The organism is Nocardiopsis changdeensis (genome assembly GCF_018316655.1).
Lineage (GTDB): Bacteria > Actinomycetota > Actinomycetes > Streptosporangiales > Streptosporangiaceae > Nocardiopsis > Nocardiopsis changdeensis.
Genome location: NZ_CP074133.1, coordinates 4484636 through 4509635, shown reverse-complemented (window position 1 = coordinate 4509635; position 25000 = coordinate 4484636). Strand labels below are relative to the sequence as shown.

Sequence of the window (25000 nt, the reverse complement as noted above, 5' to 3'; positions counted from 1 at the left end):
CCTGAACTAGTACGAGAAGGCAGGTGAACGCGGCGGGGGTCCACGGCCCCGTGGACCCCCGCCGCCGACCGCGATGCTGAACTATATTCTTCGCCGCCTCGGTGCGGGACTGCTGCTGCTCGCCGTCGTCACGGCGGTGACCTTCTGGATCTTCTACGTCCTGCCCAAGTGGGCGGGCGTGACCCCGCGCGGGATGGCCGCGATGTACGTGGGCAAGGCCCCGACCCCCGAGGCGCTCGACGCCACGGTGGAGCGGCTGGGCCTGGACCAGCCCGTCATCGTGCAGTTCTTCGACTTCATCCGGTCCCTGGTCTTCGGCGACCAGTTCCAGTTCGGCCGGGAGACGGTGGAGTGCGCGGCCCCCTGCCTGGGCTACTCCTTCACCACCAACAGCCCCGTGCTGGAGCAGCTGCTCGCCCGCCTGCCGATCACCGTGTCCCTGGCGCTCGGCGCCGCCGTGATCTGGCTCATCGGCGGCGTGGCCGTCGGCGTCCTGTCCGCGGTCAAGAAGGGCAGCCTCTTCGACCGCCTGGCGATGGGCACCGCCCTGGTGGGCGTGTCCCTGCCGATCTACTTCACCGGCCTGCTGGCCCTGGCCTTCATCGTCCACGAGTGGAAGGTCCTCCCGGTCCCGCGCTACACGCCGCTGACCGAGAACCCCGGTGCCTGGTTCACCGCGATGCTGCTGCCCTGGATCACCCTGGCGTTCCTGCACGCCGCCCAGTACGCGCGCCAGACCCGCGCGGGCATGCTGGAGGTGCTGGGCGAGGACTACATCCGCACCGCCCGGGCCAAGGGCCTGAGCGAGCGCAAGGTGATCTTCAAGCACGCCCTGCGCCCCGCGCTCACGCCCATCCTGACGATCTTCGGCCTCGACCTGGGCCTGGTCCTGGGCGGCGCCATCCTCACGGAGAAGGTGTTCTCCCTCAAGGGCGTGGGCGCCTACGCCATCGACGCGATCATCGGCAAGGACCTGCCGGTCGTGCTCGGTGTGACGCTCCTGGGCGCCGTCTTCATCGTCGTCTGCAACCTGATCGTCGACCTGCTGTACCCGCTGGTCGACCCGCGGGTGCGCATCGCGGCCTGACCCCGCGCCGGTACCGATCAGCTCTAGTGAAGGAATGTGACATGGCCTCGACCGAGCCCGTCGTCCGCGTGGACGACCTGCGGGTGACGTTCCCGACCATGGACGGCGACGTCCAGGCGGTGAACGGACTGTCCTTCGAGGTGCCCGCCGGGGGCGCCCTCGGCATCGTGGGCGAGTCGGGCTCGGGCAAGAGCGTGACCTCGCTGGCCCTGATGGGCCTGCACCGCGGCAGCCGGGCGAAGATCACCGGCGCCATCGAGGTGGCCGGGAAGAACGTGGTGACCGCCACGGACAGGCAGCTGCGGGCGATGCGCGGCAACGACATCGCGATGGTCTTCCAGGACCCGATGCAGTCGCTGCACCCGCAGTACACCATCGGCAACCAGCTGGTCGAGGCCTACCGGGTCCACCACCCCAAGGCGTCCAAGTCCGTCGCGCTCAAGCGCGCGGTCGAGGCGCTGGACCGGGTGGGGATCCCCCAGCCCGAGAAGCGGATCAATTCGTATCCGCACGAGTTCTCCGGTGGTATGCGCCAGCGTGTGGTGATCGCGATGGGGTTGATGTGCGATCCCAAGGTGCTGCTGGCCGATGAGCCGACGACGGCGCTGGACGTGACGGTGCAGGCGCGGATCCTGGACCTGTTGGACGAGCTGCGCCGGGATCTGGGGATGGCCCTGATCCTGGTCTCGCACGACCTGGCCGTGGTGGCGGGGTCGGTGGACGAGGTCGTGGTGATGCGCCACGGTGTGGCGGTGGAGCGCGGGGACGTGCGCACGGTGCTGTCGGCGCCGGAGCACCCCTACACGCAGGCGCTGCTGGCGGCGGTGCCGCGGGTGGAGGTCTCCCGGGCCCAGCGCCGCGCCCAGGACCGCGCCGACCGCCTGGAGAAGGAGAAGCGCGAGGGGACCGTCACCGACCCGGCGAAGTTCGAGGCGTTCACCCCCGCCTCCACCGACGGCGAGCCGCTGCTCAAGGTCGAGGACGTCGCCCAGCGCTTCAAGGTGCGCGGCGGGGCCATGGGCCGCTCCACCGACTTCTGGGCCGTCAACGGCGTCAGCTTCGACCTGTACAAGGGTGAGACGCTGGGGATCGTGGGCGAGTCGGGCTCGGGCAAGAGCACGCTGTCGCGGATGGTCATGCGCCTGCTGGAGCCCACCCGGGGCCGGGTGGTCTTCGAGGGCCAGGACATCACGCACATGTCCGAGCGCGCGCTGCGTCCGTTGCGGCGTGATGTGCAGATGGTGTTCCAGAACCCGTACTCGTCGCTGAACCCGCGTGTGACGGTGGGCGACGCGATCGGGACGGCGCTGCGGGTGCAGGGCGAGCGCGACACCAAGAAGATCAAGCGCGAGGTGCAGGAGCTGCTGGACCGGGTCGGGCTCCAGCCGAACCACTACAACCGGTTCCCGCACGCGTTCTCGGGCGGTCAGCGCCAGCGGATCGCGATCGCGCGGGCGCTGATCCTCAAGCCCAAGCTGATCATCTGCGACGAGCCGGTGTCGGCGCTGGACGTGTCCACCCAGGACCAGGTGCTGCGTCTGCTGTCGGAGCTGCAGGACGACTTCGGGTTGACCTACATCTTCGTGGCCCACGACCTGGCGGTGGTGCGCCAGGTCAGCGACCGGGTCGCGGTGATGCGCAAGGGCGAGATCGTGGAGCTGGGCGACAGCGACTCCATCTACGAGAACCCGCAGAGCGACTACACCCGCCAGCTGCTGGCGGCCGCTCCGCTGCTGGACCCGGACGAGGCCCGCAGCCAGCGCGCCGAGCGCGAGGCGCTGCGCGCCCAGGCCGTCTAGGGTCTGTTCCCCGAACGCCCTCCCGCGCCGCCGGGGGTTCGCCAGGCGCCCGGCGGGGCCGGGGGCCCGCCCCCAGGGGGCGCCGGGCACGGACCGAAGCGCAGTGGAGGTTCGGGAGAACACGGTCTGATACACCGGGCCACGACGGGGGCCGGTCCGCGATCCGCGGGCCGGCCCCCGTCGGCGTTCGCCGGGACCCTCAGAACGCCGCGGGCGGGCGCCCGGTGGCGGCGGCGCAGAACAGGTCGGCCAGCTCGCGGCCGTAGGCGTCGGGGGAGACGCCGGGCCGCTCGCGCAGGACGGCCGGGGCGCCCCGCAGCGCGGCGAACAGCACGTCGGTGAAGACCTCCGGGTCGAACCCCCGGAACTCCCCGTACCGCTGCCCCTCGGTGAGGAAGCCGGTCAGCTCGGCCCGCCCGGCCAGCTCCTCCGCGTCCAGCTCGGCGCGCAGGGCCTCGGGCAACGTGGCGGCGGACACGATCTCCCGCCGGGCCGCCATCTCCTCGGGGTTGCTCGCGCAGTAGGCGACGTTGCCGGTGATGATCCGGCGCAGGCCGTCCTCGAACCCCTCCAGCGGCTCCTCCCCGCCCTCCATGGCCTTGTCGAGCCGGGCGGCGATGTCCTGCATGACGCGCCGGATCAGCCGCTCCTTGGTCTTGAAGTGGTAGGTGATCAGGCCGGGACTGATCGACGCCCGCCCGGCGATGCGCACGAACGACGCCTTGGCGTACCCCTCGTCCGCGATGGTCGCGATGGCGGCGCGCACGATCTGGTCGCGCCGGGCGGCCTCCACGAACGTCTCCCCGGACCCCTCCGACTCATTTCCTGGTTGCATGTACAGGATACTATATGCTCAACTAGGAGTGAGTCCACCACAGGAGGGTCCATGGAATCCGGAACCGTGGCGCTGACACGGGTCACCGCGCTGGCCGGCGGCGACCTGGCACCGGTCGACGGCGCCCTCGTCATCGAGGACGGCCGGATCGCCGCCGTGGGTGTGGCCTCCGTCCCCGCCGGGGCCCGCGAGGTCCCGCTGCCCGGGTGCACCGTCCTGCCCGGCCTGGTGGACACCCACGTCCACCTGGGCGCCCCCGACGGCCGGGGCCCGCTCGCCACGGTCCGGGCGATCGCCGACCACCTGCGCTTCCAGCCGGGCAAGCGGCGGGCCTTCCTCGCCCACGGCGTCACCACCGTGTGCAGCCTGGGCGACGAGAACGCCTGGGTCCACGACCTGCGCCGCCGCGCCGCGGACGGCACCTTGGCCGGTCCGCGCGTGCGCATCGCCGGACCGCTCTTCACCGCGCCGGGCGGCCACCCGGTCGCCACCATCGGCGCCTCGCCCGGCGACGACTGGGTCCGTGTCCCCCGCAGTCCCGGACAGGCCCGCGAACAGGTCGCGGCACTGGCCGGCGGGGACGACCCCGTCGACGTGGTCAAGGTCGTCCAGGACCGGGGCGACCCCGCCCGGCGGTCGCTGGAGCCGATCGCCCCGCCCGTACTGGCCGCCATCGCGGACGAGGCCCACCGGCACGGCGTCCCCGTGGTCGCCCACTGGGGGACCCTGCCGGACCTGGCCGAACTGCTGGAGGCCGGGGTCGACCACCTCCAGCACCTGGAGCCGCGCGGGCCGCTGGCCGGCTGGCCCGCCGAGATGCTGGAGGCCATGGTGGCGCGCGGGGTCACCCTCGCGCCCACCCTCGCCGTCACCGAGGCGGCGCTGGACGCCGACACCGCACGGACCCTGCGCCGCCGCGTCCTGGAGTTCCACGAGGCGGGCGGCACCGTGCTGGCGGGCAGCGACAGCGGCATGCCCGCCGTGCGCCCGGGCGCGGGCCTGGTCCGCGAGATCGAGCTGCTGGCCGCCTGCGGCCTGGACCCGGCGCAGGCCCTGGCGGCCGCCACCACCGGGCCCGCCCGCACCCTGGGCGCCGGGGCCCCGCTGGCCCCCGGCGCCCCCGCCGACCTGCTGATCGTGCGCGGCGACCCGCGCACCGACCCCGGCTCCCTGCGCCGGGTCGCCCTGGTCGTGCGCGACGGCCGCCCGGTCGCCCGCCGCCGACCCCGCCGAGGAGGGACACCGTGAACACCGAGGAAAGAGTGAACGTGACCGCCCAGCCCGCCGCCCCGCCCGCCGTCGTCCGCCACGGTGCGGCCTACCACCTGTCCGTGTGGGGCGTCCTCCTGCCGCTGGGAGCGGCCGCGGGCGGACTGCTGTCCCTGCTCCCGGGTTGGCTGCTCGCCCTGCCCGACTGGGTCCTGGCCCTGCCGTTCCTCCCGGGGGCGGACAAGCTCGAACTGCTGGCGGGGGTGAGCGGGCCGATCCTCACCGCCGTCCTGACGGTCATCGGCGTGGTGGCCGGGTGCTTCCTGGCGCTGATGTCGTACGACGAGGTCATCACGGTGAAGGTGGACGGGGAGGCCGTGCGCGTCACCGCCTCGGGGGAGACCGCCGAGGTCCCGCGCGAGCGCTTCGGGACCGCCTTCCTGGACGGCCGGGAGCTGGTGGTCCTGGACGCCGGCACCGCCGAGGCGGTGCGGGCCCGGACCGACCACAAGGCGAAGCGGCTGCGCGCCGCCTTCGAGGCGCACGGCTACGCGTGGTCCGAGGGCGACCCGCACGCCGACGCGTTCCAGCGCTGGCTGGACGGCACCCCCGACCTGGACGCCCGCACCCAGGCGCTGCTGCGCACCCGCCAGGAGGCCCTGGAGCGCAAGGACGCCGACGACGCCGCCGAGCTGCGCGCCGCGCTGGCCGACCGGGGCCTGGTGGTGCGCGACCGGGAGCACCGCCAGTACTGGCGGGCCCTGCCCGGCCGCGAGGTCTGACCCCCGCCCCCGCCGGTCAGGTGCCGACGGTCCCGCCGTCGTCCTTGCGCACCGCCACCACCGCGCAGCGGGGGCGGCCCTGCGGGTCGAACCCGGGCCAGTTGCCGACCGCCCGCGGGTCCTCTGCGGTGGGCTCGCCCCAGCGGGCGTCGGAGGACCCCGGCCCGCGCACCGCCACGAACAGGGTGCGCTGGTCCGGGGTGGCGCTCACCCCCGCGATCCCGCACCCGCGCGGTCCGGTCATGAAGCGGCGCACCCGTCCGCTGTCCGGGTCGGCGCACAGCAGGGCGCTGTTGCCCAGCTGCTCGCGGCCGTCGTCCCGGCCCAGTCCGGTCACGTCGGTGGTGATCCACAGCCGCCCGTCCGCCCCGGAGAACACCCCGCCGGGCGAGGCGAACCCCGTGCCCTGCCCCGCCCGGGCGAACTCCCGCCAGGCCAGGACGGTGGCGGCGTGGTCCATCGCCCCCTCGGTCCAGGCCAGCAGGCGGCCGCCGCCGCCCTCTCCGGCCTCGGGCAGGTACACCTCCCCGGTGCGGGGGTGGACCGCCGGGCGGCCCGGCCCCCGGAACCCGGTCGCCCCCACCGCGGCGGCCGCCCGGCGGGCCCGCAGCAGCACGGCGGCCTGGTCGGCGAACCCGTCCCGGGCGGTCAGCCCGGTGCGGCCGTGGGCCAGCGGCAGCCAGGTCCCCGTCCCGTCCGCGTCCAGCCGCAGCGCGTACAGGGCGCCCTCGTCCAGCGGGCTCGCGGACGGTCCGCGCGCCTCCCTCCAGGGGCGGGCGGCGACGAACTTGTACACGTGGGCGTCGTCGGTCATGTACACCACCGGGCGCCCCAGCGACCGGGCGACGACCAGCCCCCTGTGCCCCAGCCGCCCCAGCGCGGTGCGCTTGGCGGGCGGGCCCTGCGGGTCGAACGGGTCGATCTCCACCACCCAGCCGAACCGGTCGGCCTCCCCGGGCGTGCGGGCCAGGTCGAACCGGGACAGGTGCCGGTGCCAGCCGCGGGCGGAGTCCGCGGTCAGCCCGTAGGCCTCGTGTTCGGACCGCGGGCGCCAGGAGGGGTCCCGGGTCCCGAAGGCGTCGGCGAAGGCGTCCTCCCCGGTCAGGTAGGTGTGCCAGGGGGTGACCGCGTACGCGGACCCGCCGGTGGTGCCCAGCGGTTCGGCCCCGGTGTCCAAGGCCTCGTGCTCGGCCAGGGGGCCGGAGAACACCACGGGGGTGTCGGCGGTGATCCGCCGGTTGAGCTCGTCGCGCGCCATCCGCCAGCGCCCCTCGGACAGCTCGACCCGCACCACGGTCGCCCCCAGGGAGGCGATCTCCTTGGCGGCGCGCTCGGGGGTGTCGGCGCGGCCGCCGTCGGGGTGCAGCAGCGCCGGGTCCAGCGCGCCGTGCCCGAGCACCAGCACACCGTTGCGGGTGCCCTCGCGGGAGGGGCCCAGCGGCAGGTAGTGCAGACCGCTGTGCCCGGTGCCGACCTGCTGCCCGGCGTGGGCGGCGGTGTTCGAGGCGTCGGGCCGCCAGACGGGCCCGCCCGGGGCGATCGGCGCGCCCCAGGGCAGCAGGACGCGGGCGGTGTACCCGGCCGGGACGGTCACCCGGTCGGTGCGGGTCACCGGGACCTCGGTGAACCCCGGGGCCCCGTCGTCGGGGGCGGCCAGGGCCGGGACGGGCGTTCCGCCCAGGGCGGCGGCCAGGGTCCCCGCGCCCGCGGCGCAGAGCAGGCTGCGCCGGGACACGGCGGGTGCGGCCGCGGCGGTCGGCCGGGTGCGGTCGGGCATGGGTCCCCTCCGGGGGTGTGTCGCGCTCGCGACGAATCTCTCCAATAGTGATGAGATAACCACACAGAGTAACCAATTGCCCGCAGGCGGGACTCGCGTCGCGCGGAGGAAATAAAAACGGTTATCATTTCCTTCTAGGGTGCACAGCGGCCCCGCAGTCCACAGGTGAAGGAGAGTCCCATGGCGCGCAACGACGTCCGCCCCATCATCAAGCTCAAGTCCACGGCCGGGACCGGATACACCTACGTGACCCGCAAGAACCGGCGCAACAACCCCGACCGCCTCACCCTGCGCAAGTACGACCCGGTGGTCCGCCGCCACGTCGACTTCAGGGAAGAGCGCTGACCCCGCGCCGCACCCCGGCCGCCACCGCGTACACGCACCCCGACCCCGGAAAGGGCACACGGACATGAAGAAGGGCATCCACCCCGACTACCGCCCCGTCGTCTTCCGCGACCGCGCCGGCGACTTCGCCATCCTCACCCGGTCCACCCGGACCAGCGACAAGACGGTCGAGTGGGAGGACGGCAACACCTACCCGGTGATCGACGTCGAGATCTCCAGCGCGAGCCACCCGTTCTACACCGGCAACGCCCGCGTCGTGGACACCGCCGGCCGCGTCGAGCGCTTCAAGCGCCGCTACAACAAGTAAGACACACGGTGACGGCGGGGCCCGCGGGCCCCGCCGCCGAACATTCCAGGACAGGACACGATGGCCGTACCCAAGCGCAGGATGTCGCGCGCCAACACCCGCACGCGCCGCTCGCAGTGGCGGGCGAAGACCCCCGACCTGGTGCCCCTCACCCTGGGCGGACGCGAGTACCTCGTACCGCGCAACCTGGTCCCGGCCTACCGGCGCGAACTGCTGCCCCCGCCGGCCTGACGCCGTCCGGCCCGACACGGCCCGGCCCGACACGGCCCCGGGCACGGGGGCGCCCGCCGGGCGCCCCCGTCCGCGTCTCCGGGGCGCCGCGCGCCGGGGCGGCCGGGAGGCGCCGAACGGACCGCGCGAAACGCCCCCGTCCCGGTGCCCGTGCACTCCCGCCGTCGGGCAGGCTGGTGGGGTGACGACGACCGCCACGGGGGACCCGTCCCCCGGCCCCACCACAGTGCGCGCTCCGCGCAGACCCGTCGACCTCCTCGTGGGGGTCGGCGGACTGTGCGTGATCGCGGTGATCCTGCTCGCCGCCCGGGCCGCCACCGACGGCCAGGCCGGCCCCGACGCCCTGCGCTCCCTGCTGCCCGCCGGACCGCTCTTCCTCGCCGCGCTGGGCGCCAACCTCGCCCTCATCGTCCTGATCTGCGCCTCGGTCCTGATCACCCTCTTCACCGGGGCCCTGCGCGACCTGCTGCGGGCCGGCGCGGCCGCCGTCGCCGCCTACGCGCTCACCTCCCTGGTCAACGCGGTCCTGTACACGCTCATCGGCCCCGACCGGGTCCCCCCGGGCCTGCCCGGCGCCCCCGGCGACCTGTTCACCGGCGCCACCCTGGGCTATGTCGCCGCCGCCCTGGCCTACCTCCTCACCATGCCGGCCGGCCAGCCCCGCGTGCGCTCCCTGCTGTGGGCCGCCACCGCCACCGCCGCCGCCTGCGCCCTGCTGGCCGGGGTCACCAGCCTGCCCGCCCTGCTGCTCACCGCCGTCGCCGGCGCCACCTGCGCCGGGCTGCTCGGCTACGCCGTCGGCGCGGGCACCCCGCCCCCCGCCGACGACGCGATCCGCGCCGAGCTGCGCCGGTTCGGCCTGGAGCCCGCCGACGTGGTCCCGGCCGGGACCGACCCCGAGGGCGACCCCCGCCACCTGGTCGAACTGGCCGGCGGCGGGCGCGCCGAGGCCGTCGTGCTCGGCTCGGAGAACACCGCCGGGTTCTGGCGGAGGCTGCGCGACCTGCTGCTGCTGCGCGGCCCCTTCGCCCCCCGCATGCTCTACGGGGTGCGCCGCCGCGCCGAGCACGCCGCCCTCATGGCCCACGCCGTGCGCGACGCCGGGGTGGCCACCCCCCGGGTGCTGGCCGTCGGCGAGCCCCGGCCCGGCACCGTCCTGCTGGTCCGCGAGCTGCCCGGGGTCCGGCCCCTGGACGACCTGGCCGAGGAGGAGTTCACCGACGCCCTGCTCGACCGCTGCTGGGAGGCGCTGGGGCTGCTGCACCGGCACCGCATCGCCCACGGCGACCTGCACGGGGCCACCGTCGGGACCGACCTGGAGCACGGGGGGATCGTGTTCACCGGGGTGGGCCGCGGCTCGGTGGCCGCGCCGCCCCTGACCGTCTCCCTGGACTCCGCCGCCCTGGTCGCCCTGCTGGCCACCCGGGTGGGCGCCGAACGCGCCGTCGCCTCCGCCGTGCGCGCTCTGGGGGTGCCCGCCACCGCCGCGATCCTGCCGTTCCTGCAACCGCCCGGGCTGCCCTACCCGCTGCGCCGCGCGCTGCGCGCCCGCAAGGGGCTCATCGGCCGGCTGCGCGAGGCGGTGGTCGAGGTCGCCCCCGAGGCTCCCGCCGAACCGGCGCGGGTGGAGCGGATGCGGCCGCGCACCGTGGTCAGCGTCATCGTCGCCACCGTGGTCGGCCTGGTCCTGCTCTACCAGCTCACCGGCGTGGACCTGAGCGCCGTCGGCCGGGCCGACCCGGGGTGGGCGCTGGCCGCGTTCGCGATGTCCACCGTGTGCATGGTCGCGGCGGCGATGGTGCTCATCGGCTTCGTGCCGGTCAGGCTGCCCTGGTGGCGCAGCGTGCTGGTGCAGTACGCGGCGTCGTTCGTGCGCATCGCCGCCCCGGCGGGGCTGGGGTCGATCGCCGTCAACACCCGGTTCGCGATCAAGGCCGGGGCGTCCACCCCGCTGGCGCTGTCGGGGGTCGGGCTCGGCCAGCTGGTCGGGCTGCTGGTGCACGTGCCGCTGCTGCTGGTGTGCGCCTACCTGACCGGGACCTCGTACTGGACGGGGTTCACGCCCTCGCCGACGGTGGTGACCATCGCGATCGCCGTCACCGTGCTCGTCGCGGCGGTGCTGCTGGCGCCGAAGCTGCGCCGGGCGATCGCCGACCGGGTGCGGCCCTACCTGCGCGGGGTGCTGCCCCGGCTGCTGGACACCCTGCAACGGCCGGCCTCCCTGGCGATCGGGCTGGGCGGGACCGTGCTGCTGACGGTGGCGTTCGTGCTGTGCCTGTACTTCTCGGTGCTGGCGTTCGCCCCGGACGCCGCGCAGGTGAGCCTGGTGGCGGTCGCCGTGGTGTTCCTGGCCGGGAACGCGGTCGGCTCCGCGGCGCCCACCCCGGGCGGGCTGGGCGCCGTGGAGGCCGCGCTCATCGGCGGGCTGACGACGGTGGCGGGGGTCCCCGCGGCGGTGGCGCTGCCCGCGGTGCTGCTGTTCCGGGTGCTCACGTTCTGGTTCCCGGTGCTGCCAGGGTGGGGGGCGTTCTCCTACCTCCAGCGGCGGGAGGCCGTCTGAGGGGCCGGTAACCTGGAGGAACGCCGGAAAAGTACCCATCCGTGCGGTTTGTCACAGAAGTCCGCGCGCGGTCGCGGCGGCGGTTAGTCCTGATTTAAGGTCGGATAAGTAGGAAATAACCGACCGGAACCGTGCAAAGGACCCCGACGATGCGCCGCCTGACCCTCGCCGCCCCCACCGCCGCCGCCGTCCTGGCGGTGGCCGCCTGCGGCGCCCCCTCCGAGAACGCGGCCGCCCCCGCGGAGGGCACCGAGGTCCTCACCGTCGGCGCCACCGCGGTCCCCGCGGGCGACATCCTCGGGTTCGTCGACGCCGAGCTCGCCGCGGACGCCGGCCTCGACCTGGAGATCGTCGAGTACTCCGACTACATCGCGCCCAACGCCGCCCTGGCGGAGGGGCAGCTGGACGTCAACCTGTACCAGCACGAGCCGTTCCTGCTGGAGTACAACGAGGGCAACGGCACCGACCTGGTGGCCGTCGAGCAGGTCTACCTGCCGCCGCTGGGGCTGTACTCCCGCACCGTCGACGCGGTCGACGACCTGCCCGAGGGCGCGGAGGTCGCGCTGCCCAACGACCCCACCAACGAGTTCCGCGCCCTGCTCCTGCTCCAGGAAGGCGGCCTCATCACCCTCTCCGAGGACGCCGACGCCGCGACCTTCTCCCTGGACGACGTGGAGGACAACCCCAAGGACCTGGTATTCCGCGAGGTCGAGGCGGCCCAGCTGCCGCGCTCGCTGGACGACGTGGACGCCGCCATCGTCAACAACAACTACGCCCAGGAGGCGGGGCTGGACTTCCAGGAGGACTCCATCCTGCTGGAGGCCTTCGAGGACAACCCGTACGTGAACATCCTGGCCGCCCGCGCCGACAACGCCGACGACCCGCGCATCGCCACCCTGGTGGAGCTGCTCACCTCGGCCGAGACCGCGGCGTTCATCGAGGAGGAGTTCGGCGGCAGCGTCATCCCCGCCGCCCAGGGCTGACCCGCGCCCCGGCGCCCGCCCGTCCGGCCCGCCCGAGGGCGGGGCGGGCGGGCGGCGCGTGTCACCGGGGCGGGGTTGAATGGTCCGCATGAACGCACCGGAGACCGCCCGCCGCCTGCCCGCGCCCGACCGGGTGCGGGACCTCTCCCGCAGGATCGCGCTGCTGGAGTTCCTCATCGCCCCGGACAGCCCCTACCGCAAGCACGCCTTCCGCGCCGGCCCGCGCCCCGGGTGGGACCTGGCGACCATGGCCAACGGGGGAGGGGACGACTACGCGATCGCCTTCTCCGACACGTCCGCGGTGATCCGCTGCTTCGACCACGAGTCGCCGATGAGCCCCTACGCCAACGGCGAGGAGCACCGGCCGGGGACCGTGGACCTCCTGCCCGCGGAGTTCGCGGACGTCCTCGCCGACCCCGGCTTCAACGGCGGCGACCCGCTCTCGGTGAGCGCGCTGATCTGGTGGCGGGACGGGTCGGGCCGGTGGGGGACCGGGGTCCCCGGCGACATGGACGACGGCTCCGGGTGGCTGCTGGAGGGCCTCTTCCACCCGGCCCCCGAGATGCACTACCGCGACCACTTCCAGGTCTACTACGGCCGCCCCCTCGACGAGTTCGCCGTGGTGGACGCCGTCCTGGGCGAGCCGACCGAGGAGACCGCGGCCCTGCTGAACCCGGACGCCGCCGATCCCGCCGACCTGCTGCGCCGGGCACGGGAGTCGGTGGGCCGGGCGGGGTAGGTCAGGCACCGCGGGTGATGGCCTCGGCCTCGACCTCCGCGGGCTCGGGGCCGTCGTCCACGCGGCGCAGGACCCGGCGGCCGGCCAGGGCGATCAGCGCGGCCACCGCCACCGATCCGGCGGCCGCGTAGAGCGGGGCGCCGGGGGAGACGGCGACCGCGATCGCCGAGGCGGCGGGCGGGGCGACCGCGCCGCCCAGGAAGCGGACCGCGGAGTAGGCCGAGGACGCCACGGACCGGGGCAGGTCGCTCGCCTCCATGACGCACTCGGTGAGCACGGTGTTGAGCACGCCCAGCAGCAGCCCGCCGACGATGACGCAGGTGATCAGCCCGGGTCGCGAACCGATGAGGGCGCCCGCCGCCACCAGGTCCGCCGCGAGCAGCAGCAGGGTGGCCCACAGGACGCCGGTGCGCGGCAGCCGCCGGGTCAGCAGCGGCGCGCCGAACACCGAGGTGACCGCCAGCCCCAGGCCCCAGCCGAAGAAGACCAGGCCCAGCCCCGTCTCGTCCAGGCCCAGCGGGAAGGGGGTGTAGGCCAGCAGGGCGAAGAACCCGATGTTGTAGAACAGCGCGATCAGGGACAGCACCAGGAGCCCGGGCACCCGCAGCGCGGCGAACGGCGCCGACAGCGGCACCGGGTCGCCCTTGGGGACGGTGTCCCCGCGCAGCAGCACGGCGATGGTGAGGAATCCGACCGCCATCAGCACCGCGGTGCCGAAGAACGGGCCGCGCCAGCTGACGCCGCCCAGTAGCCCGCCCATCAGCGGCCCGGTGGCGATGCCCAGGCCCAGCGCCGCCTCGTAGAGCACGATCGCCGCGGCGGAGCCGCCGCTGGCGGCGCCGACGATGGTGGCCAGGGCGGTGGAGATGAAGAAGGCGTTGCCCAGGCCCCAGCCCGCACGGAACCCGATGACGGCCTCCACGGTGTCCCCGGAGCCGGCGGCCGCGGCGAACACGACGATCAGCGCGAGCCCCGCGAGCAGCGTCCGCTTGGCGCCCAGGCGGCTGGAGACCCAGCTGGTGACGAGCATGGCCAGGCCCGTGACCACCAGGTAGCTGGTGAACAGCAGCGAGGTCTGGGTGGGGGTGGCGTCGAGGCTGCGCGAGATCGCGGGCAGGATCGGGTCGACCAGCCCGATTCCCATGAACGCGATCACGCAGGCGAACGCCACGGCCCAGACGGCCCGCGGCTGCCTGAGGAGGGACGGCGCCTCCGGGGTGGACACGGTGGGTGTTGCGGTCTCCGCCACCATGGGGATACGGCTCCTTCACGGGTTCAGGTGGGGAGGACGGCGGCCTTGCGGTCGGGGCCCTCACGGGAATTCATATAGGTAACCTATGTTAATCCCCGCGCATTCCCCGGCGCGCACCGGGGGAGCCGGTCAGCCCTCGCCGCGCCGCAACCGCCCGTCCAGCAGCGCCACCGCGTCGGCCAGCAGGGCGCGCTCGTGCTCGGAGAGGTCGTCGAACAGCGGCAGCAGCGCCTCGCCGACCCGGCGGCGCCAGTCGTCCAGCGCCTCGGCGCCCGCCGGGGTCAGCTCGTGCAGGTGCGCCCGCCCGTCCGCCGGATCCGGCCGCCGCAGCACGTACCCCGAGGCGTTCAGGGACTCCACGATCACCGTCATCGTGGGCTGGCGCACCCGGCAGAACTCGGCCAGCACGCCCAGCCGCAGCGGCCCCTTCTCCTGGAGCACGCTCAGCGCCCGCCAAGTCGCCGGGGAGGTCCGCTCCCCGGTCTCGTGGGCGGCGTAGCGCGCCAGGCGGTTGCTGATGTTGATCACGCGCACCAGCAGGCGGGCGACATCCGGGTCGTTCACACGGTCAGCCTAGTCGCGCGCGGTCTCCGAGAGCCCGGCGTCGTGGGCGATGATCGCCGCCTGCACCCGGTTGCGCACCCCCAGCCGGGACAGCACCGCGCTGACGTGCGTCTTGACCGTGTCCTCGGCCAGGTGCAGGGTGCGCGCGATCTCGGCGTTGGAGGCCCCCGAGCCCAGTTGGGCCAGCACCTGGCGCTCGCGCGGGCTGAGGGTGTCGAGCCGGGCGTGGGCGTCCGCGCCCCGGCGCCGCCGGAAGCCCTCGATGACCCGGCCGGTGACCTTGGGCGACAGCACGGCGCCGCCCGCCGCCACCGCCCGCACCCCGGCCAGCAGCTCGCGCGGGGGAGAGGCCTTGAGGAGGAACCCGCTGGCCCCGCCGTCCAGCGCCCGGGCCACGTACTCGTCCCGGCCGAAGGTGGTGAGCATCGCCACCGCCGTGGCAGGGGAGGCCGCGCGCACCGCCTCGATCGCGGCGAACCCGTCCACCCCCGGCATCTGGATGTCCAGCAGCGCCACGTCCGGGCGCTCCCGCGCGGCCAGGTCGGCCGCCTCCCGGCCGTCGGCGGCCTCGCCCACCACGGTGATCCCCGGGTCGGAGCCCAGGATCGCCGCGATGCCCGACCGGATCAGCGATTCGTCGTCGGCCAGCAGCACCCGGATCATCGCGTCCCCTCCCCGTTGAGCGGTACCTCGTCCTTGGCGGCCAGCCGGTCCTGCGCGAAGCACAGCCGGTACGCGCTCCCCGCGCTCCCGGGCCACCCCGTGCCGGAACGGTAGTGGACGCACTCCCAGCCGGAGGGCGCCGCCGCCTCGGGCGGGTCGAGCATGGTCCGCGGCGGCAGCAGCGGCTCCACCGCGGAACGCGGCGCGCCGACCTCCAGCCCGGCGTAGACCGGCGGCGGCAGCACGGCCCGCGCCGACGCGGAAGCGTAGTACCCGGACCAGGCCAGGACCACGAGCAGCAGCAGCGCGGCCGGGACGGCGGCGGCCTGCACCGCCGCGCGCCGGGCGCGGCGCGCGGCTCCGCGCCGCCGGTCGGACTCCGAACCGCCCGGTCCGGGCGCGGGGTCCGGCCGTGCGGGCAGCCGGGCCGCCACGCGGAAACCGCCGTCCTCCCCGGGCCCCGCCTCGAACACGCCGCCCGCGGCCGCCACCCGGTCGCGCAGTCCGGCCAGCCCGCGCCCGCCGGAGGCCGGTGCGGGGCCGTCCCGGCCGGGGGCGCTGCGCACCGCCACGGCGAACCCGCCGTCCCCCGTCCGGGAGGTGTCCACGGCCACCGCCGCGCCGGGGGCGTGCTTGACCGCGTTGGTCAGCGCCTCGCGCACCACGGCGTGCGCGAGGACGCGCACCGGGGGCGCCATGTCCTCCCACAGCTCCGCGCCGGCCGCCGACACCTCCACCGACGCGCCGCGCGCCCCCGCCAGCAGCCCCTCCAGGGCGTCGGGGCCGACCGCTCCGCCGGCCCTGGGGATCCCGGGAGCCCGGTGCTCGGCCGTGCCTTCGGGGTCCGTGTCGGGCCCGTCGAGCAGGCCGATGATCTCCTGCAACCGCTCGACCGCGCCGATGGCCCCGGCGCCCAGCTCCGCGGCGCCGCGCCGGTAGTCCTGCGGCGACAGGCCCTCGGCCACCTCCAGGGCCCCGGCCCGGACCGCCAGCAGGCTGAGGTCGTGGCCCAGGGAGTCGTGCATGCGCGCCGCGATCCGCTCCCGGGTCCGGGCGCGCTCCCGGGCCGCCACCAGCGCGCGTTCGCGTTCGAGCAGCTCGGCCCGGCGCCATCCCAGGTCGGTGACCTCCGACCGGTACCGCAGCGCACGCCCCACCAGCCACGGCAGCACCGTGCACAGCACCGCGAACCCGGCCTGCGCGGCGGTGAGCGTCGGGTCGGCCCCCCGCACGAGCGCCGCCGCCGGCCAGGCCGCGGCGCACACCCCGGCGAGCACCGCCCCCGGGCGCCCGTACGGGCCCCACCGGCCCGCGGCCGCAGCGGCCGCCGCCACCGCGAGCGAGGGCCAGGGCAGGGCGGACGGATCGGTCACCGGGAACGCGCACGCGGCCGCGGTCGCCGCGGCCAGCAGTCCCGCCCGAAGCGTGTCGGGCCCTCGTCCTCTGTGCACCGGCCCAGGCTACGCGCGCCCCGGCCCCGGCCGCCTCACCCGAAAGTGCCGGTCGCCCGCCCCACCCGCACCCGTTCGGGGGAGGCCCGCCCCCGGGCCCGGGACCTACCGTCCTCCGCATGCCCTTCAAGAGCACCGCCCTCGCCGCCGCGGCCCTGGCCTGCCTGGCCGTCCTGGCCCCGGCGCCCCCGGCCTCCGCGGCCCCGGCCGGACCCGCCCCCGCCGAACTGGACGCCTTCGTCGCCGACCACCTGGAACGCACCGGCCTGCCCGGCGCGGCCTTCGCGGTGGTCCACGGCGACCGGGTCGTGCACACCGGCGCCCACGGCCGCGACGGCCACGGCCGCCCGCTGCGCACCGACACCCCGCTGCCCGTCGCCTCGCTGAGCAAGTCCATGACGGCGCTGGCCGTCCTGCGCCTGGTCGAGGAGGGGGCCCTGGGCCTCGACGACCCGGTGCGCGAGCACCTGCCCGGGTTCGCCACCGCCGACCCCCGCGGCGCGGACATCACCGTCCGCCAGGTCCTCGACCAGAGCTCGGGGCTGCACGACCTCGGCCTGCCCGACGGCCCCGAACCCGCCACCCTCGCCGAGGCCGTGGACCGCCTGTCCGGAGCCCGGCTCGCCGCGGCCCCGGGCCGGGAGTGGAACTACCACAACCCCAACTACCACGTCGCGGCCCGCCTGGTGGAGACCGTCACCGGCGAACCCTTCACCGCGTACCTGGAGCGCGCCGTCCTGGCCCCGGCCGGGATGGCCGACACCCGGTCGGCCTCCGACGGGGCCCGGACGGCGCCCGGCCACTTCCGCGCCTACGGCCTGAACCTGCCCGTGGCCGAGCCCGCGCACTTCGCCACCGGGTCGGGCGACATGGTCTCCACCGCCGACGACATGGCCCGCTGGCTGCTGCTCCACCTCAACGGCGGCGCCGTCCCGGGCGGGCCCCGCGTCGTCTCGCCGGAGACGGTGGAGGAGGCGCACACGCCCTCCGCGCCCAACGGGCGCACCGGGCTCGGCTGGATGCGCCGCGGCCCCGCCGACGGGGCGTCCCGGGTCCAGGTCTGGCACGGCGGCACGAACTCCACGCACACCGCCTACCAGGTCCTCGTCCCGGAGACCGGGTACGGCGTGGCCGTCCTGACCAACGTCGGCATCGCGCTCACCGAGGAGGACACCTGGGCCCTGGCCGAGGGGCTGATCGACCTGACCGAGGGGCGGACACCCGCCCCGGCGGACTCGGTGTTGTGGAAGGTGGACGCCGTCCTGGGCGCGGCCACCCTCGCGGTGCTCGCCCTGGGTGTGCGCGGGGTGCTGCGCGCCCCGGCCTGGGCGGCGGCCCGCGCGGGCCGGCCCCGGTGGCGGGCGGCGGTCCGCCTGGCGCCCTACGCCCTGCCGCCGCTGGCCCTGGCCGCCTTCGACCCGGCGGTGACGTTCGTGATGGGCGGACGGGAGGGGACCTGGCTGCAGCGGTTCTACGGCGTCCCCGCCGAACTGGTCCTGCTGGTCTCGGCCGCCCTGGTCTGTGCCGCAGTGGCGGGCACCCGCCTGTGGCGCCTCCGCCGACGCCCCGCGGAGGGGGTGTCCGCGGCCCCCGGGGCCGTGCCCTCCCCCTGAACGGCGGACGGTGCCCGCGCCCCGGGGGAGAGCGGGGCGGGGCACCGTGTCCGGCCACCGGGGCGGGGCGCTACCGGCACATGTGCTCAGAGGGACGGGGCGGCCGGCCGCGCCTCGCGGGGGAGGGCGTCGGGAGCGGGGACGGTCTGCGCCCCGCCCGTCCCCCGGAGCGGCTCGAACGGCCGCAGCCCGTGGACGCGTGAGAACCAGAGGGCCAGGCCGGCGGTGGACACGAGGGTGAGCGGCACCGAGATCAGGAGGGTGGCGGGGTCCACCGCGCCCTGGTCCAGGGACGAGGGGCTGAACGGCGCCGCCAGGAGCAGCGTCAGGTTGTTCGCGGTGTGGACGGCGATCGCCAGCTCCAGGCCCCCGCTCTTCCACACGAGGAAGCCCATGCACAGCGCGAAGACCGCGATGTCCACCTGGCCCACCCAGTCGTAGCCGTGCCCGAGCATGAACAGCGGCACCGGGAGCACGATCCCCCACAGGGGCGAGCGCAGCCAGGTGCCCAGGACCTGCTGCGGCAGGCCCCGGAACGCGTACTCCTCGGCCGCGCACTGCAACGGGACCAGCGCCAGGCAGAGCAGGAGCCCGACGACGAGCATGGGGTCCGCCCGCGGCACCGAGGCGTCGGCGGGCGGGTCGAGCAGGAACGCCCCCCAGTACACGGCCGCGTAGAGCGGCACGAGGACGGCGGCCGCCGTGAGCATCATCCGCCAGCGCAGCCGGCCCGCGACCGAGTGGAGGATCCGCGAACGGCCGCCGCCCCAGCGCGCGCCGAGGAGGACCGCCGGGATCATCAGGGCCAGCATCCCGAAGGTGAGGAGCACGTCGGTCGGGTTGTCCAGGGCGAAGGAGTCGGCGTCCGACGGCTCGGGCAGCCACGTCACGAACATCGAGGCCAGGGGCAGGACCACGACGCTCAGGAGGCCGAGCACCACGAACAGCGCACAGGCCACGGCGACGGTCGCCAGCGGCCGCCACCACCGGGACGTGCGGTGTTCGAGGAGGGTGAGCCGGTGGTACGGCAGCCCCGTGTTCGGGCGGGGCCGCACAGGAAGGGTTTCTGCGGTCATGCCCCCAGGCTGCCCGCCCGCGCCGCGCGGCGGATCGGTCGTTCGGACCAGGACCGCGCCTCATCCGCGCGGCGGAGGCGCATCAGCCGATCGGTTGATCCGGTGCGCCCGGCGCCGTCCCTAGGATGGCGGCGTGACCGAATCCGTGATGCAGGCGCCCGGACCGGACACGCGCCGAAGGCGCGCGTTCCACCGGCGGCGCGGCGTGCGCGCCGTGTTCGTCTCGGTGCTGTGCAGCCTGCTGGGACCGCTCCTCTTCCTCCTGGTGCTCGGCTTCCAGCTCGAAGAGCCCGAACCCGGCGAACCCGTGGTGATGATCGTGTTCCTGCTGGTGGACGCGCTGGTGGGCCTGGTCGCCTGCGTCGCCGTGGGTCCCGTCCACCGGTCCCGGACGGGCAACCTCCTCCTCATCCCCGCCGGGATCGTCAGCGCCTGGGCGCTGCCCGCGTGCGCCGTCGCGATCGTGCGGCTGGGGGCCCGGCGCTCCTACCCCCTGGCCGGCCTGGTCATGGCGGGCACGGTGGGCGCGGGCACGGCGTTCTCGTGGCTGTACGCCGACCTCACCGGGATCCCGCAGGAGCCCCTCCTCTTCGTGGTCCCCGCCCTCGCGCTCTGCACGGCGGTCCCGCTGTTGTGGGGCTACGCCCTGGGCACGCGGGAGGCGCTGCTGGCCAGCCTGGAGGAGCGGGCCGAAGCCGCCGAGCGCGCCCGGGTCGCGACGGAGCGCGGCCGCAGCGCCGACATCGCCCGGACCCGCGCCGAGGAGCGCAACGCCATCGCGCGGGACATGCACGACGGCCTCTCCCACCAGCTCGCGATCATCGCCATGCACGCGGGCGCCCTGGCCTACCGCTCCGACCTGCCGCCGGACCGGATGAGCGAGGCGGCCCGCACGGTCAGGGACGCCGCGGCGGACGCGAACGGCGTCCTGCGCGAGGTGCTCTCGGCGCTGCGGGCCGTCGGGGACGACGGCCCGTCGCACCCCGACACCGCGCCGCTGCCCGCCCCCGGGGCCGTCACCGACCTGATCGAGGAGGCGCGCGCCGCCGGGCGGCCGGTCGAGGCGCGATGGCACGGACTGGCCCCCGAAGACCTCGGATCGCTGTCCCCCACGACCGCCGTGTCGCTGGCGAGGATCACCTCCGAGCTGCTCATGAACGCGCGCAAGCACGCGCCGGGGGAGCCGGTGACCCTCGTGTTCGCCCGCGAGGGCGACGAGCTGTCGGTGCGCGCCTCCAACCCCCTGGCCGGCGGCGCGCCCCCGGCCCAGGGAACCGGGCTCGGGCTCATCGGTGTCGCCGAGCGCGCGCAGCTGCTGGGGGGCACCACCGGGTACGGTGGCGTGGGCGACCGGTTCGAGGTGGAGGTGAGGGTCCCGTGGCGGCGTTGACCGGGGGCTCGGGAGAGCCCGCCGTGCGGGTGCTCATCGTGGACGACGAGGCGCTGATGCGCGCCGGCCTGCGGCTGATGGTCGACGGCACCGACGGCATCGCCGTCGTGGGCGAGGCATCGGACGGGGCGGGGGCGGTGGCCCAGGTCGCGGCGCTGGACCCGGACGTGGTCCTCATGGACGTGCGCATGCCCGGCACCGACGGCCTGGAGGCCGTCCGGGAGCTGCGGGCGGCGGGCTCCCGGGCGCGCGTCATCGTCCTGACCGCCTTCGACACGGACGACTACCTCCTGGAGGCGCTGCGCGGGGGCGCGGTGTCGTTCCTGCTCAAGGAGTCCCCGCCGGAGACCGTGGTGACGGCGATCCACGACGCGGCGCGCGGCCGGCCGGTGTTCTCGCCCAGTGTCCTGTCCCGGCTCGTGGCGCTGGCCGCGGCCAACGGCGGGACCGGGGGCGGGGCGGCGGAGGCCGCGGACCCGGACCCCGCCGGGCCGCCCGGGTACGTGACCTCGCGGGAGTGGGAGGTCGGACGGCTCGTCGCCGAGGGCCGGACCAACGCCGAGATCGCCGAGGAGCTCGGCCTGAGCGTGGCGACGGTGAAGACCCACCTCGGCAACCTGTACGCGAAGCTGCACGTCACCAACCGGGTGCAGCTGGCGATCCGCGTGCTCGAACACACGGCCCGCGCCCCCGGCGGCCCGCCGCCGGGCTGACCCCCGCCCGGGTGGTCCGGGTGCCGGGGCCGCCGGCGCCCTGTTCCGCGCTCCCGGTGCGGACCACCGGGCTGACGCCCGCCCGGGAGCCCATCGGGCGCCGGGACCGTCGCCGCCCCGTTCCGCCGCGGCTCCGGCCGCGCTTCCGGGGGAGGACCGCCGGGCTGACGTCCGCCCGAGCGGGGGCCGCCGGGTGTCGGGAGCCGTCGCCGCCCCGTTCCGCCGCGGCTCCGGCAGGGCCCTTCGGCGTGGGCCGGGCATGAGACCGCCCCGGCGCGGACGGTGCGCCGGGGCGGTGCCGTGCGGGTCAGGGCACGTCGGCGGGCAGCAGCGCGGTGAAGTCCTCCCGGGTCGCCGAGGCGCCCAGCCCCACCAGGCGGCCCGCCTGGCGGGTGATCATCCGCTCCAGCACCTGACGGGCGTAACGGGCGTTGCCGAACGAGCCGTCCCGCTCCACCGTGGCGAAGTGCGCCGCGAGCGCCGCCAGCGTCTCGGGCCCGCACTCGTACCCCGAGGACGCCGCCATGCGGGTGACGATGGTGACCAGCTCGCCGTCGTCGTAGGACGGGAACTCCACCCGGTGGTTGAACCGGGAGGCCAGACCGGGGTTGGAGTCCATGAACCGGTCCATCTCGGCCGGGTACCCGGCGACGATCACCGCGACCTCGTCGCGGTGGTCCTCCATCAGCTTCAGCAGCGTGTCCACGGCCTCCTGGCCGAAGTCGTTGCCCTCCCCCTTGGGCGTGAGGGTGTAGGCCTCGTCCACGAAGAGCACACCGCCCCGGGCCCGCTCGAACACCTCCGCGGTGAGCTGGGCCGTGTGCCCGACGTAGCGCCCCACGAGGTCCGACCGGGCGGCCTCCACGACGTGGTCGCCCGGCAGCACCCCCAGCGTGTGCAGCAGCCTCCCGTACAGGCGCGCCACCGTGGTCTTACCGGTACCGGGGGGACCGGTGAAGACCAGGTGGTGGCTCATCGAGGACACGGGCAGCCCCATCGACCTGCGCTGCTCCGCCATGAGCAGCAGGTTCGCCAGGTCGTTGACGGTGTCCTTGACCTGCGCCAGGCCCACCAGGGCGTCCAGCTCCTCGCGCAGCTCGGTGATCTGCCGGTCGCGGTCGGCGGGGGAGTCCTCCTCCACCGCCCCCGCCCCCAGGTCCTCCGGCAGCAGCAGGGTCAGCGATTCGTGGTCCTCGGGGGAGGAGGCGCCCAGGCGGTTCGCCTGGCGGTCGATCATCTCCTCGAACACCTTGCGGGCCTCGCGGGCGTTGCCGAAGTTCGGCCCCTTGGGCATCCTCTCGAACATCCCCGCCAGGGCGGCCTCCGTCTCCGGGGCCAGCCGGTAGCTGTGCCCCTCGCAGAGCCGGCGCACGATCTCCACCAGCTCGCCCACCTCGTAGTTGACGAACTCGATGGTCTTGCTGAACCGCGACGCCAGGCCGGGGTTGGCCGCCAGGAAGCGGTCCATGTCCTCGGTGTACCCGGCGACGATCACCGCCACCTCGTCGCGGTGGTCCTCCATGAGCTTGACCAGCGTGTCGATGGCCTCCTTGCCGAAGTCGGGGCCCTTGCCCCCGTCGCCGCCGCTGGAGAGGGTGTACGCCTCGTCGATGAAGAGGACGCCCCCCTTGGCCTGCTCGAACACCTCGGTCGTCTTGATCGCGGTCCCGCCCACGTACTGCGAGACCAGGTCGGCCCGGGCCACCTCCACCACGTGTCCGTAGCGCAGCACGTCCAGCTCGGCCAGGATGCGCCCGTACAGGCGGGCGACCGTCGTCTTGCCGGTGCCGGGAGCGCCGCCGAAGACCAGGTGGCGGCTCATCGGCGGGGTGGGCAGGCCCATCTCCGCCCGCCGCTGTGCCATCTGGTTGCGGGTGATGAGGGTCCGCACCTCCTGTTTGACGTTGCCCAGGCCGATCAGGGCGTCCAGCTCCAGCATCGGGCCGGCGGCGGCCTCCTCCCCGCCCGCGCCCTCCTCCTCCGGCAGCGGCGCCAGGGGGACGGCGGTGCCCGCCTGCTCGCCGAACGCGTCGGGCGAGCCGTTGCCCTGGCTGAACAGGTCCTCGGTGCGGGCCTGCTCGCTGGCCACGGTCTGGCGCAGCCCCGAACGCCCGTTGTCGCGCACCGTGCAGTCCTCCACCACCACCTCCTCGGTGGAGTGGACCAGGACGCCGTCGGCGCGGTTGCCGAACACCTCGCACCGGCGCAGGGTGGCCCGCGCACCGGCGGCCAGCAGCACGCCGTTGCGCCTGCCCTCCCGCACCCGGGTGCGCAGCACCGTCGCGCGGCTGCCGCCGCGCACCGACACCCCGTCCCCCGCCGACGCGGAGACCTCGCAGTCGCGCAGGTCCGCCTCGCCGTCCGGGCCCACGGCCACGCCCGCGTCGCGGCTCTCCGCGATGCGCGCCCCCTCCAGTTCCAGGCGGCCGCCCTCGCGCACCGCCACGGAGGCGCTGCGGGTCCGCTCGAAGGTCATCCCCTCCAGCCGGCCGCGGGCCGAGCCCTCCAGCAGGGCCCCGTGCCCGTCGGTGTCCGACACCGCCATGCCCCGCAGGAACGGCGCCCCGCCGGTGATGACGATGCCGTGTCCGCCGGTGCCGCCGACCTCGCCGCGGTCGAACTCCACGACGCTGTCCTCGGCCAGCAGCAGGCCGCGGCCGCCCCGCACCCGCAGGCCCAGGAACGCCGTGGACGCGCGCCCCCCGGAGCGGACCGCGTCCCCCCCGGACTCCTCCACCTCGCAGTCGGTGAACACGCCGCGGGCCCGCTCGGTGACGTGCACCCCGGCGCCCTTCACGCGCACCGACCGGGTCCGGGCCACCTGGGGGTCGCAGCTGCCGCGGACCACGATCCCGTCGCCGCCGACCTCCTCGACCGTGCAGTCCTCGACCACCGGGCGCGCCTGGCTGGACAGGGCGATGCCGTCCTTCTCCGTGCGGTGCACGTACAGGCCGCGCAGGGTCGTGGCGGCCCCGTCCTCCAGGGCCACGCCGGGCTTGCCGGTCGCCGTGATCTCGCAGCCCTCCAGGGTGCCCGAGGCGTCGCCGCTGGCGAACAGCCCGTTGCCCCCGGCGTCGCGGAACACGCAGGACCGGACCGTCGGCCGCCCCTGCTCCCCGATGACCAGGGCGCTGGTCCCGACGTCCTCGACCACGCACTCCTCGATGAGGCTGAGCCCGGGGGAGACGATGACCACCCCGGCGCCCCCGGCGCAGCTCACCCGGCTGTCGCGCATGGCGACGGCGCCCGTCCCGCGCACCGACACCGCGGCCCAGGAGGCGCCGACGACCTCGCAGTCGGCCATCTCGACCTGGCCCGCGGGGATGTCCACCGTGGGCCGTTCCTCGTCGCGGCCGCGCAGGACGAGACCCGAGAGCTTGACCGCCTCCGCGCCTGAGAGCACGGCGCTCCCGGACGGACTGATCACCTCCACGCTCCCGCGGCCGTCGCGGGCGACCAGGGTGACGACCTCCCGCAGGACGAGGCTCTCCTCGTACCTGCCGGGCGCGATGGTGATCAGCGCGCCGCCGGAGGCCTCCTCCAGCGCCGCGGTGATCGTCTCGTGCGCTCCCTGGGCGCCGGGGTTGACGGTGAGGAGCTGCCTGCTCATCGGTGCCTTCCTTG

General features: G+C 75.4%; 21 protein-coding genes. 13 read left to right on the top strand and 8 right to left on the bottom strand.

The genetic code is table 11. From position 1 onward, the window contains the following. The first annotated feature begins 73 nt into the window (after window positions 1-73). Both KGD84_RS20560 and KGD84_RS20555 read left to right on the top strand, forming a co-directional pair. Entirely contained in the window at window positions 74-1087 is a 1014-nt protein-coding gene (locus KGD84_RS20560; RefSeq protein ID WP_220562027.1) for an ABC transporter permease, read from the top strand. A gap of 41 nt (window positions 1088-1128) precedes the next feature. Next, window positions 1129-2886 carry an ABC transporter ATP-binding protein gene (locus tag KGD84_RS20555; RefSeq protein WP_220562026.1) on the top strand — a complete coding sequence of 586 codons (1758 nt, stop codon included), beginning with the start codon at window positions 1129-1131 and terminating at the stop codon, window positions 2884-2886. A gap of 199 nt (window positions 2887-3085) precedes the next feature. Here KGD84_RS20555 and KGD84_RS20550 read toward each other — a convergent pair whose 3' ends face one another. Next, window positions 3086-3721, bottom strand: coding sequence for a TetR/AcrR family transcriptional regulator (locus tag KGD84_RS20550; RefSeq protein WP_255646704.1), 636 nt, complete (start codon window positions 3719-3721; stop codon window positions 3086-3088). Between the two features lie 51 nt (window positions 3722-3772). On the opposite strand from KGD84_RS20550, the gene KGD84_RS20545 reads away from it, so the two are divergent. Both KGD84_RS20545 and KGD84_RS20540 read left to right on the top strand, forming a co-directional pair. Continuing rightward, window positions 3773-4969: an amidohydrolase family protein gene (locus KGD84_RS20545; RefSeq protein WP_220562025.1), complete on the top strand. Its 1197-nt coding sequence runs from the start codon at window positions 3773-3775 to the stop codon at window positions 4967-4969. Then, a complete protein-coding gene (locus KGD84_RS20540) occupies window positions 4966-5712 on the top strand; it encodes a YqeB family protein (RefSeq protein WP_220562024.1) in 747 nt (248 codons plus the stop codon). The genes KGD84_RS20545 and KGD84_RS20540 overlap by 4 nt, the downstream gene beginning before the upstream one ends. A 16-nt stretch (window positions 5713-5728) precedes the next feature. On the opposite strand, the gene KGD84_RS20535 is transcribed toward KGD84_RS20540, so the two are convergent. After that, window positions 5729-7489, bottom strand: a complete 1761-nt coding sequence (locus KGD84_RS20535; protein ID WP_220562023.1) for a PhoX family protein — start codon at window positions 7487-7489, stop codon at window positions 5729-5731. A 180-nt stretch (window positions 7490-7669) separates the two neighbouring features. On the opposite strand from KGD84_RS20535, the gene rpmG reads away from it, so the two are divergent. The 6 genes from rpmG to KGD84_RS20505 all read left to right on the top strand — a co-directional run bounded on the left by rpmG (window position 7670) and on the right by KGD84_RS20505 (window position 12654). Continuing rightward, the gene (rpmG, locus tag KGD84_RS20530) at window positions 7670-7834 is read left to right on the top strand and encodes a 50S ribosomal protein L33 (protein WP_220562022.1); all 165 of its coding nucleotides are present in this window, start codon (window positions 7670-7672) and stop codon (window positions 7832-7834) included. A gap of 64 nt (window positions 7835-7898) precedes the next feature. Further along, the gene (locus KGD84_RS20525) at window positions 7899-8141 is read left to right on the top strand and encodes a type B 50S ribosomal protein L31 (protein ID WP_220562021.1); all 243 of its coding nucleotides are present in this window, start codon (window positions 7899-7901) and stop codon (window positions 8139-8141) included. A gap of 60 nt (window positions 8142-8201) precedes the next feature. Then, a complete protein-coding gene (gene rpmF / locus KGD84_RS20520) occupies window positions 8202-8372 on the top strand; it encodes a 50S ribosomal protein L32 (protein WP_220562020.1) in 171 nt (56 codons plus the stop codon). 181 nt (window positions 8373-8553) lie between these two features. Further along, the gene (locus tag KGD84_RS20515) at window positions 8554-10932 is read left to right on the top strand and encodes a lysylphosphatidylglycerol synthase transmembrane domain-containing protein (protein WP_255646703.1); all 2379 of its coding nucleotides are present in this window, start codon (window positions 8554-8556) and stop codon (window positions 10930-10932) included. A gap of 149 nt (window positions 10933-11081) precedes the next feature. Then, complete coding sequence (locus tag KGD84_RS20510) at window positions 11082-11915, top strand: MetQ/NlpA family ABC transporter substrate-binding protein (RefSeq protein WP_220562019.1); 834 nt, start codon at window positions 11082-11084, stop codon at window positions 11913-11915. Between the two features lie 88 nt (window positions 11916-12003). Then, on the top strand, window positions 12004-12654 hold the full coding sequence (locus KGD84_RS20505; RefSeq protein ID WP_220562018.1) for a hypothetical protein: 651 nt from the start codon (window positions 12004-12006) through the stop codon (window positions 12652-12654). A gap of 1 nt (window position 12655) precedes the next feature. Here KGD84_RS20505 and KGD84_RS20500 read toward each other — a convergent pair whose 3' ends face one another. The 4 genes from KGD84_RS20500 to KGD84_RS20485 all read right to left on the bottom strand — a co-directional run bounded on the left by KGD84_RS20500 (window position 12656) and on the right by KGD84_RS20485 (window position 16584). Beyond that, a complete protein-coding gene (locus KGD84_RS20500) occupies window positions 12656-13906 on the bottom strand; it encodes an MFS transporter (RefSeq protein ID WP_220562017.1) in 1251 nt (416 codons plus the stop codon). Between the two features lie 129 nt (window positions 13907-14035). Next, window positions 14036-14470, bottom strand: coding sequence for a MarR family winged helix-turn-helix transcriptional regulator (locus tag KGD84_RS20495; RefSeq protein WP_220562016.1), 435 nt, complete (start codon window positions 14468-14470; stop codon window positions 14036-14038). Window positions 14471-14479: 9 nt separating this feature from the next. Then, window positions 14480-15133, bottom strand: coding sequence for a response regulator (locus tag KGD84_RS20490; protein ID WP_220562015.1), 654 nt, complete (start codon window positions 15131-15133; stop codon window positions 14480-14482). Then, entirely contained in the window at window positions 15130-16584 is a 1455-nt protein-coding gene (locus tag KGD84_RS20485) for a sensor histidine kinase (RefSeq protein ID WP_220562014.1), read from the bottom strand. Before KGD84_RS20485 ends, KGD84_RS20490 begins: the two co-directional genes overlap by 4 nt. Before the next feature lie 119 nt (window positions 16585-16703). Between KGD84_RS20485 and KGD84_RS20480 the strand changes: the two genes are divergently transcribed. Continuing rightward, entirely contained in the window at window positions 16704-18197 is a 1494-nt protein-coding gene (locus tag KGD84_RS20480) for a serine hydrolase domain-containing protein (protein ID WP_220562013.1), read from the top strand. Between the two features lie 86 nt (window positions 18198-18283). Here KGD84_RS20480 and KGD84_RS20475 read toward each other — a convergent pair whose 3' ends face one another. Beyond that, complete coding sequence (locus KGD84_RS20475; protein ID WP_220562012.1) at window positions 18284-19273, bottom strand: CPBP family intramembrane glutamic endopeptidase; 990 nt, start codon at window positions 19271-19273, stop codon at window positions 18284-18286. A gap of 133 nt (window positions 19274-19406) precedes the next feature. Here KGD84_RS20475 and KGD84_RS20470 point away from each other — a divergent pair, with 133 nt between their 5' ends. Continuing rightward, the gene (locus KGD84_RS20470; RefSeq protein ID WP_255646702.1) at window positions 19407-20663 is read left to right on the top strand and encodes a sensor histidine kinase; all 1257 of its coding nucleotides are present in this window, start codon (window positions 19407-19409) and stop codon (window positions 20661-20663) included. Further along, complete coding sequence (locus tag KGD84_RS20465) at window positions 20651-21376, top strand: response regulator (RefSeq protein ID WP_255646701.1); 726 nt, start codon at window positions 20651-20653, stop codon at window positions 21374-21376. The genes KGD84_RS20470 and KGD84_RS20465 overlap by 13 nt, the downstream gene beginning before the upstream one ends. Before the next feature lie 307 nt (window positions 21377-21683). On the opposite strand, the gene KGD84_RS20460 is transcribed toward KGD84_RS20465, so the two are convergent. After that, a complete protein-coding gene (locus KGD84_RS20460) occupies window positions 21684-24986 on the bottom strand; it encodes a right-handed parallel beta-helix repeat-containing protein (protein WP_220562010.1) in 3303 nt (1100 codons plus the stop codon). Window positions 24987-25000: the final 14 nt, after the last annotated feature.

Excerpts from the sequence above, each read along its gene's own strand:
- KGD84_RS20560 (WP_220562027.1), top strand. The coding sequence starts at position 74 with ATGCTGAACTATATTCTTCGCCGCCTCGGTGCGGGACTGCTGCTGCTC.
- KGD84_RS20555 (WP_220562026.1), top strand. The coding sequence starts at position 1,129 with ATGGCCTCGACCGAGCCCGTCGTCCGCGTGGACGACCTGCGGGTGACG.
- KGD84_RS20550 (WP_255646704.1), bottom strand. The coding sequence starts at position 3,721 with ATGCAACCAGGAAATGAGTCGGAGGGGTCCGGGGAGACGTTCGTGGAG.
- KGD84_RS20545 (WP_220562025.1), top strand. The coding sequence starts at position 3,773 with ATGGAATCCGGAACCGTGGCGCTGACACGGGTCACCGCGCTGGCCGGC.
- KGD84_RS20535 (WP_220562023.1), bottom strand. The coding sequence starts at position 7,489 with ATGCCCGACCGCACCCGGCCGACCGCCGCGGCCGCACCCGCCGTGTCC.
- rpmG (WP_220562022.1), top strand. The coding sequence starts at position 7,670 with ATGGCGCGCAACGACGTCCGCCCCATCATCAAGCTCAAGTCCACGGCC.
- KGD84_RS20525 (WP_220562021.1), top strand. The coding sequence starts at position 7,899 with ATGAAGAAGGGCATCCACCCCGACTACCGCCCCGTCGTCTTCCGCGAC.
- rpmF (WP_220562020.1), top strand. The coding sequence starts at position 8,202 with ATGGCCGTACCCAAGCGCAGGATGTCGCGCGCCAACACCCGCACGCGC.
- KGD84_RS20510 (WP_220562019.1), top strand. The coding sequence starts at position 11,082 with ATGCGCCGCCTGACCCTCGCCGCCCCCACCGCCGCCGCCGTCCTGGCG.
- KGD84_RS20505 (WP_220562018.1), top strand. The coding sequence starts at position 12,004 with ATGAACGCACCGGAGACCGCCCGCCGCCTGCCCGCGCCCGACCGGGTG.
- KGD84_RS20500 (WP_220562017.1), bottom strand. The coding sequence starts at position 13,906 with ATGGTGGCGGAGACCGCAACACCCACCGTGTCCACCCCGGAGGCGCCG.
- KGD84_RS20490 (WP_220562015.1), bottom strand. The coding sequence starts at position 15,133 with ATGATCCGGGTGCTGCTGGCCGACGACGAATCGCTGATCCGGTCGGGC.
- KGD84_RS20480 (WP_220562013.1), top strand. The coding sequence starts at position 16,704 with ATGCCCTTCAAGAGCACCGCCCTCGCCGCCGCGGCCCTGGCCTGCCTG.
- KGD84_RS20475 (WP_220562012.1), bottom strand. The coding sequence starts at position 19,273 with ATGACCGCAGAAACCCTTCCTGTGCGGCCCCGCCCGAACACGGGGCTG.
- KGD84_RS20460 (WP_220562010.1), bottom strand. The coding sequence starts at position 24,986 with ATGAGCAGGCAGCTCCTCACCGTCAACCCCGGCGCCCAGGGAGCGCAC.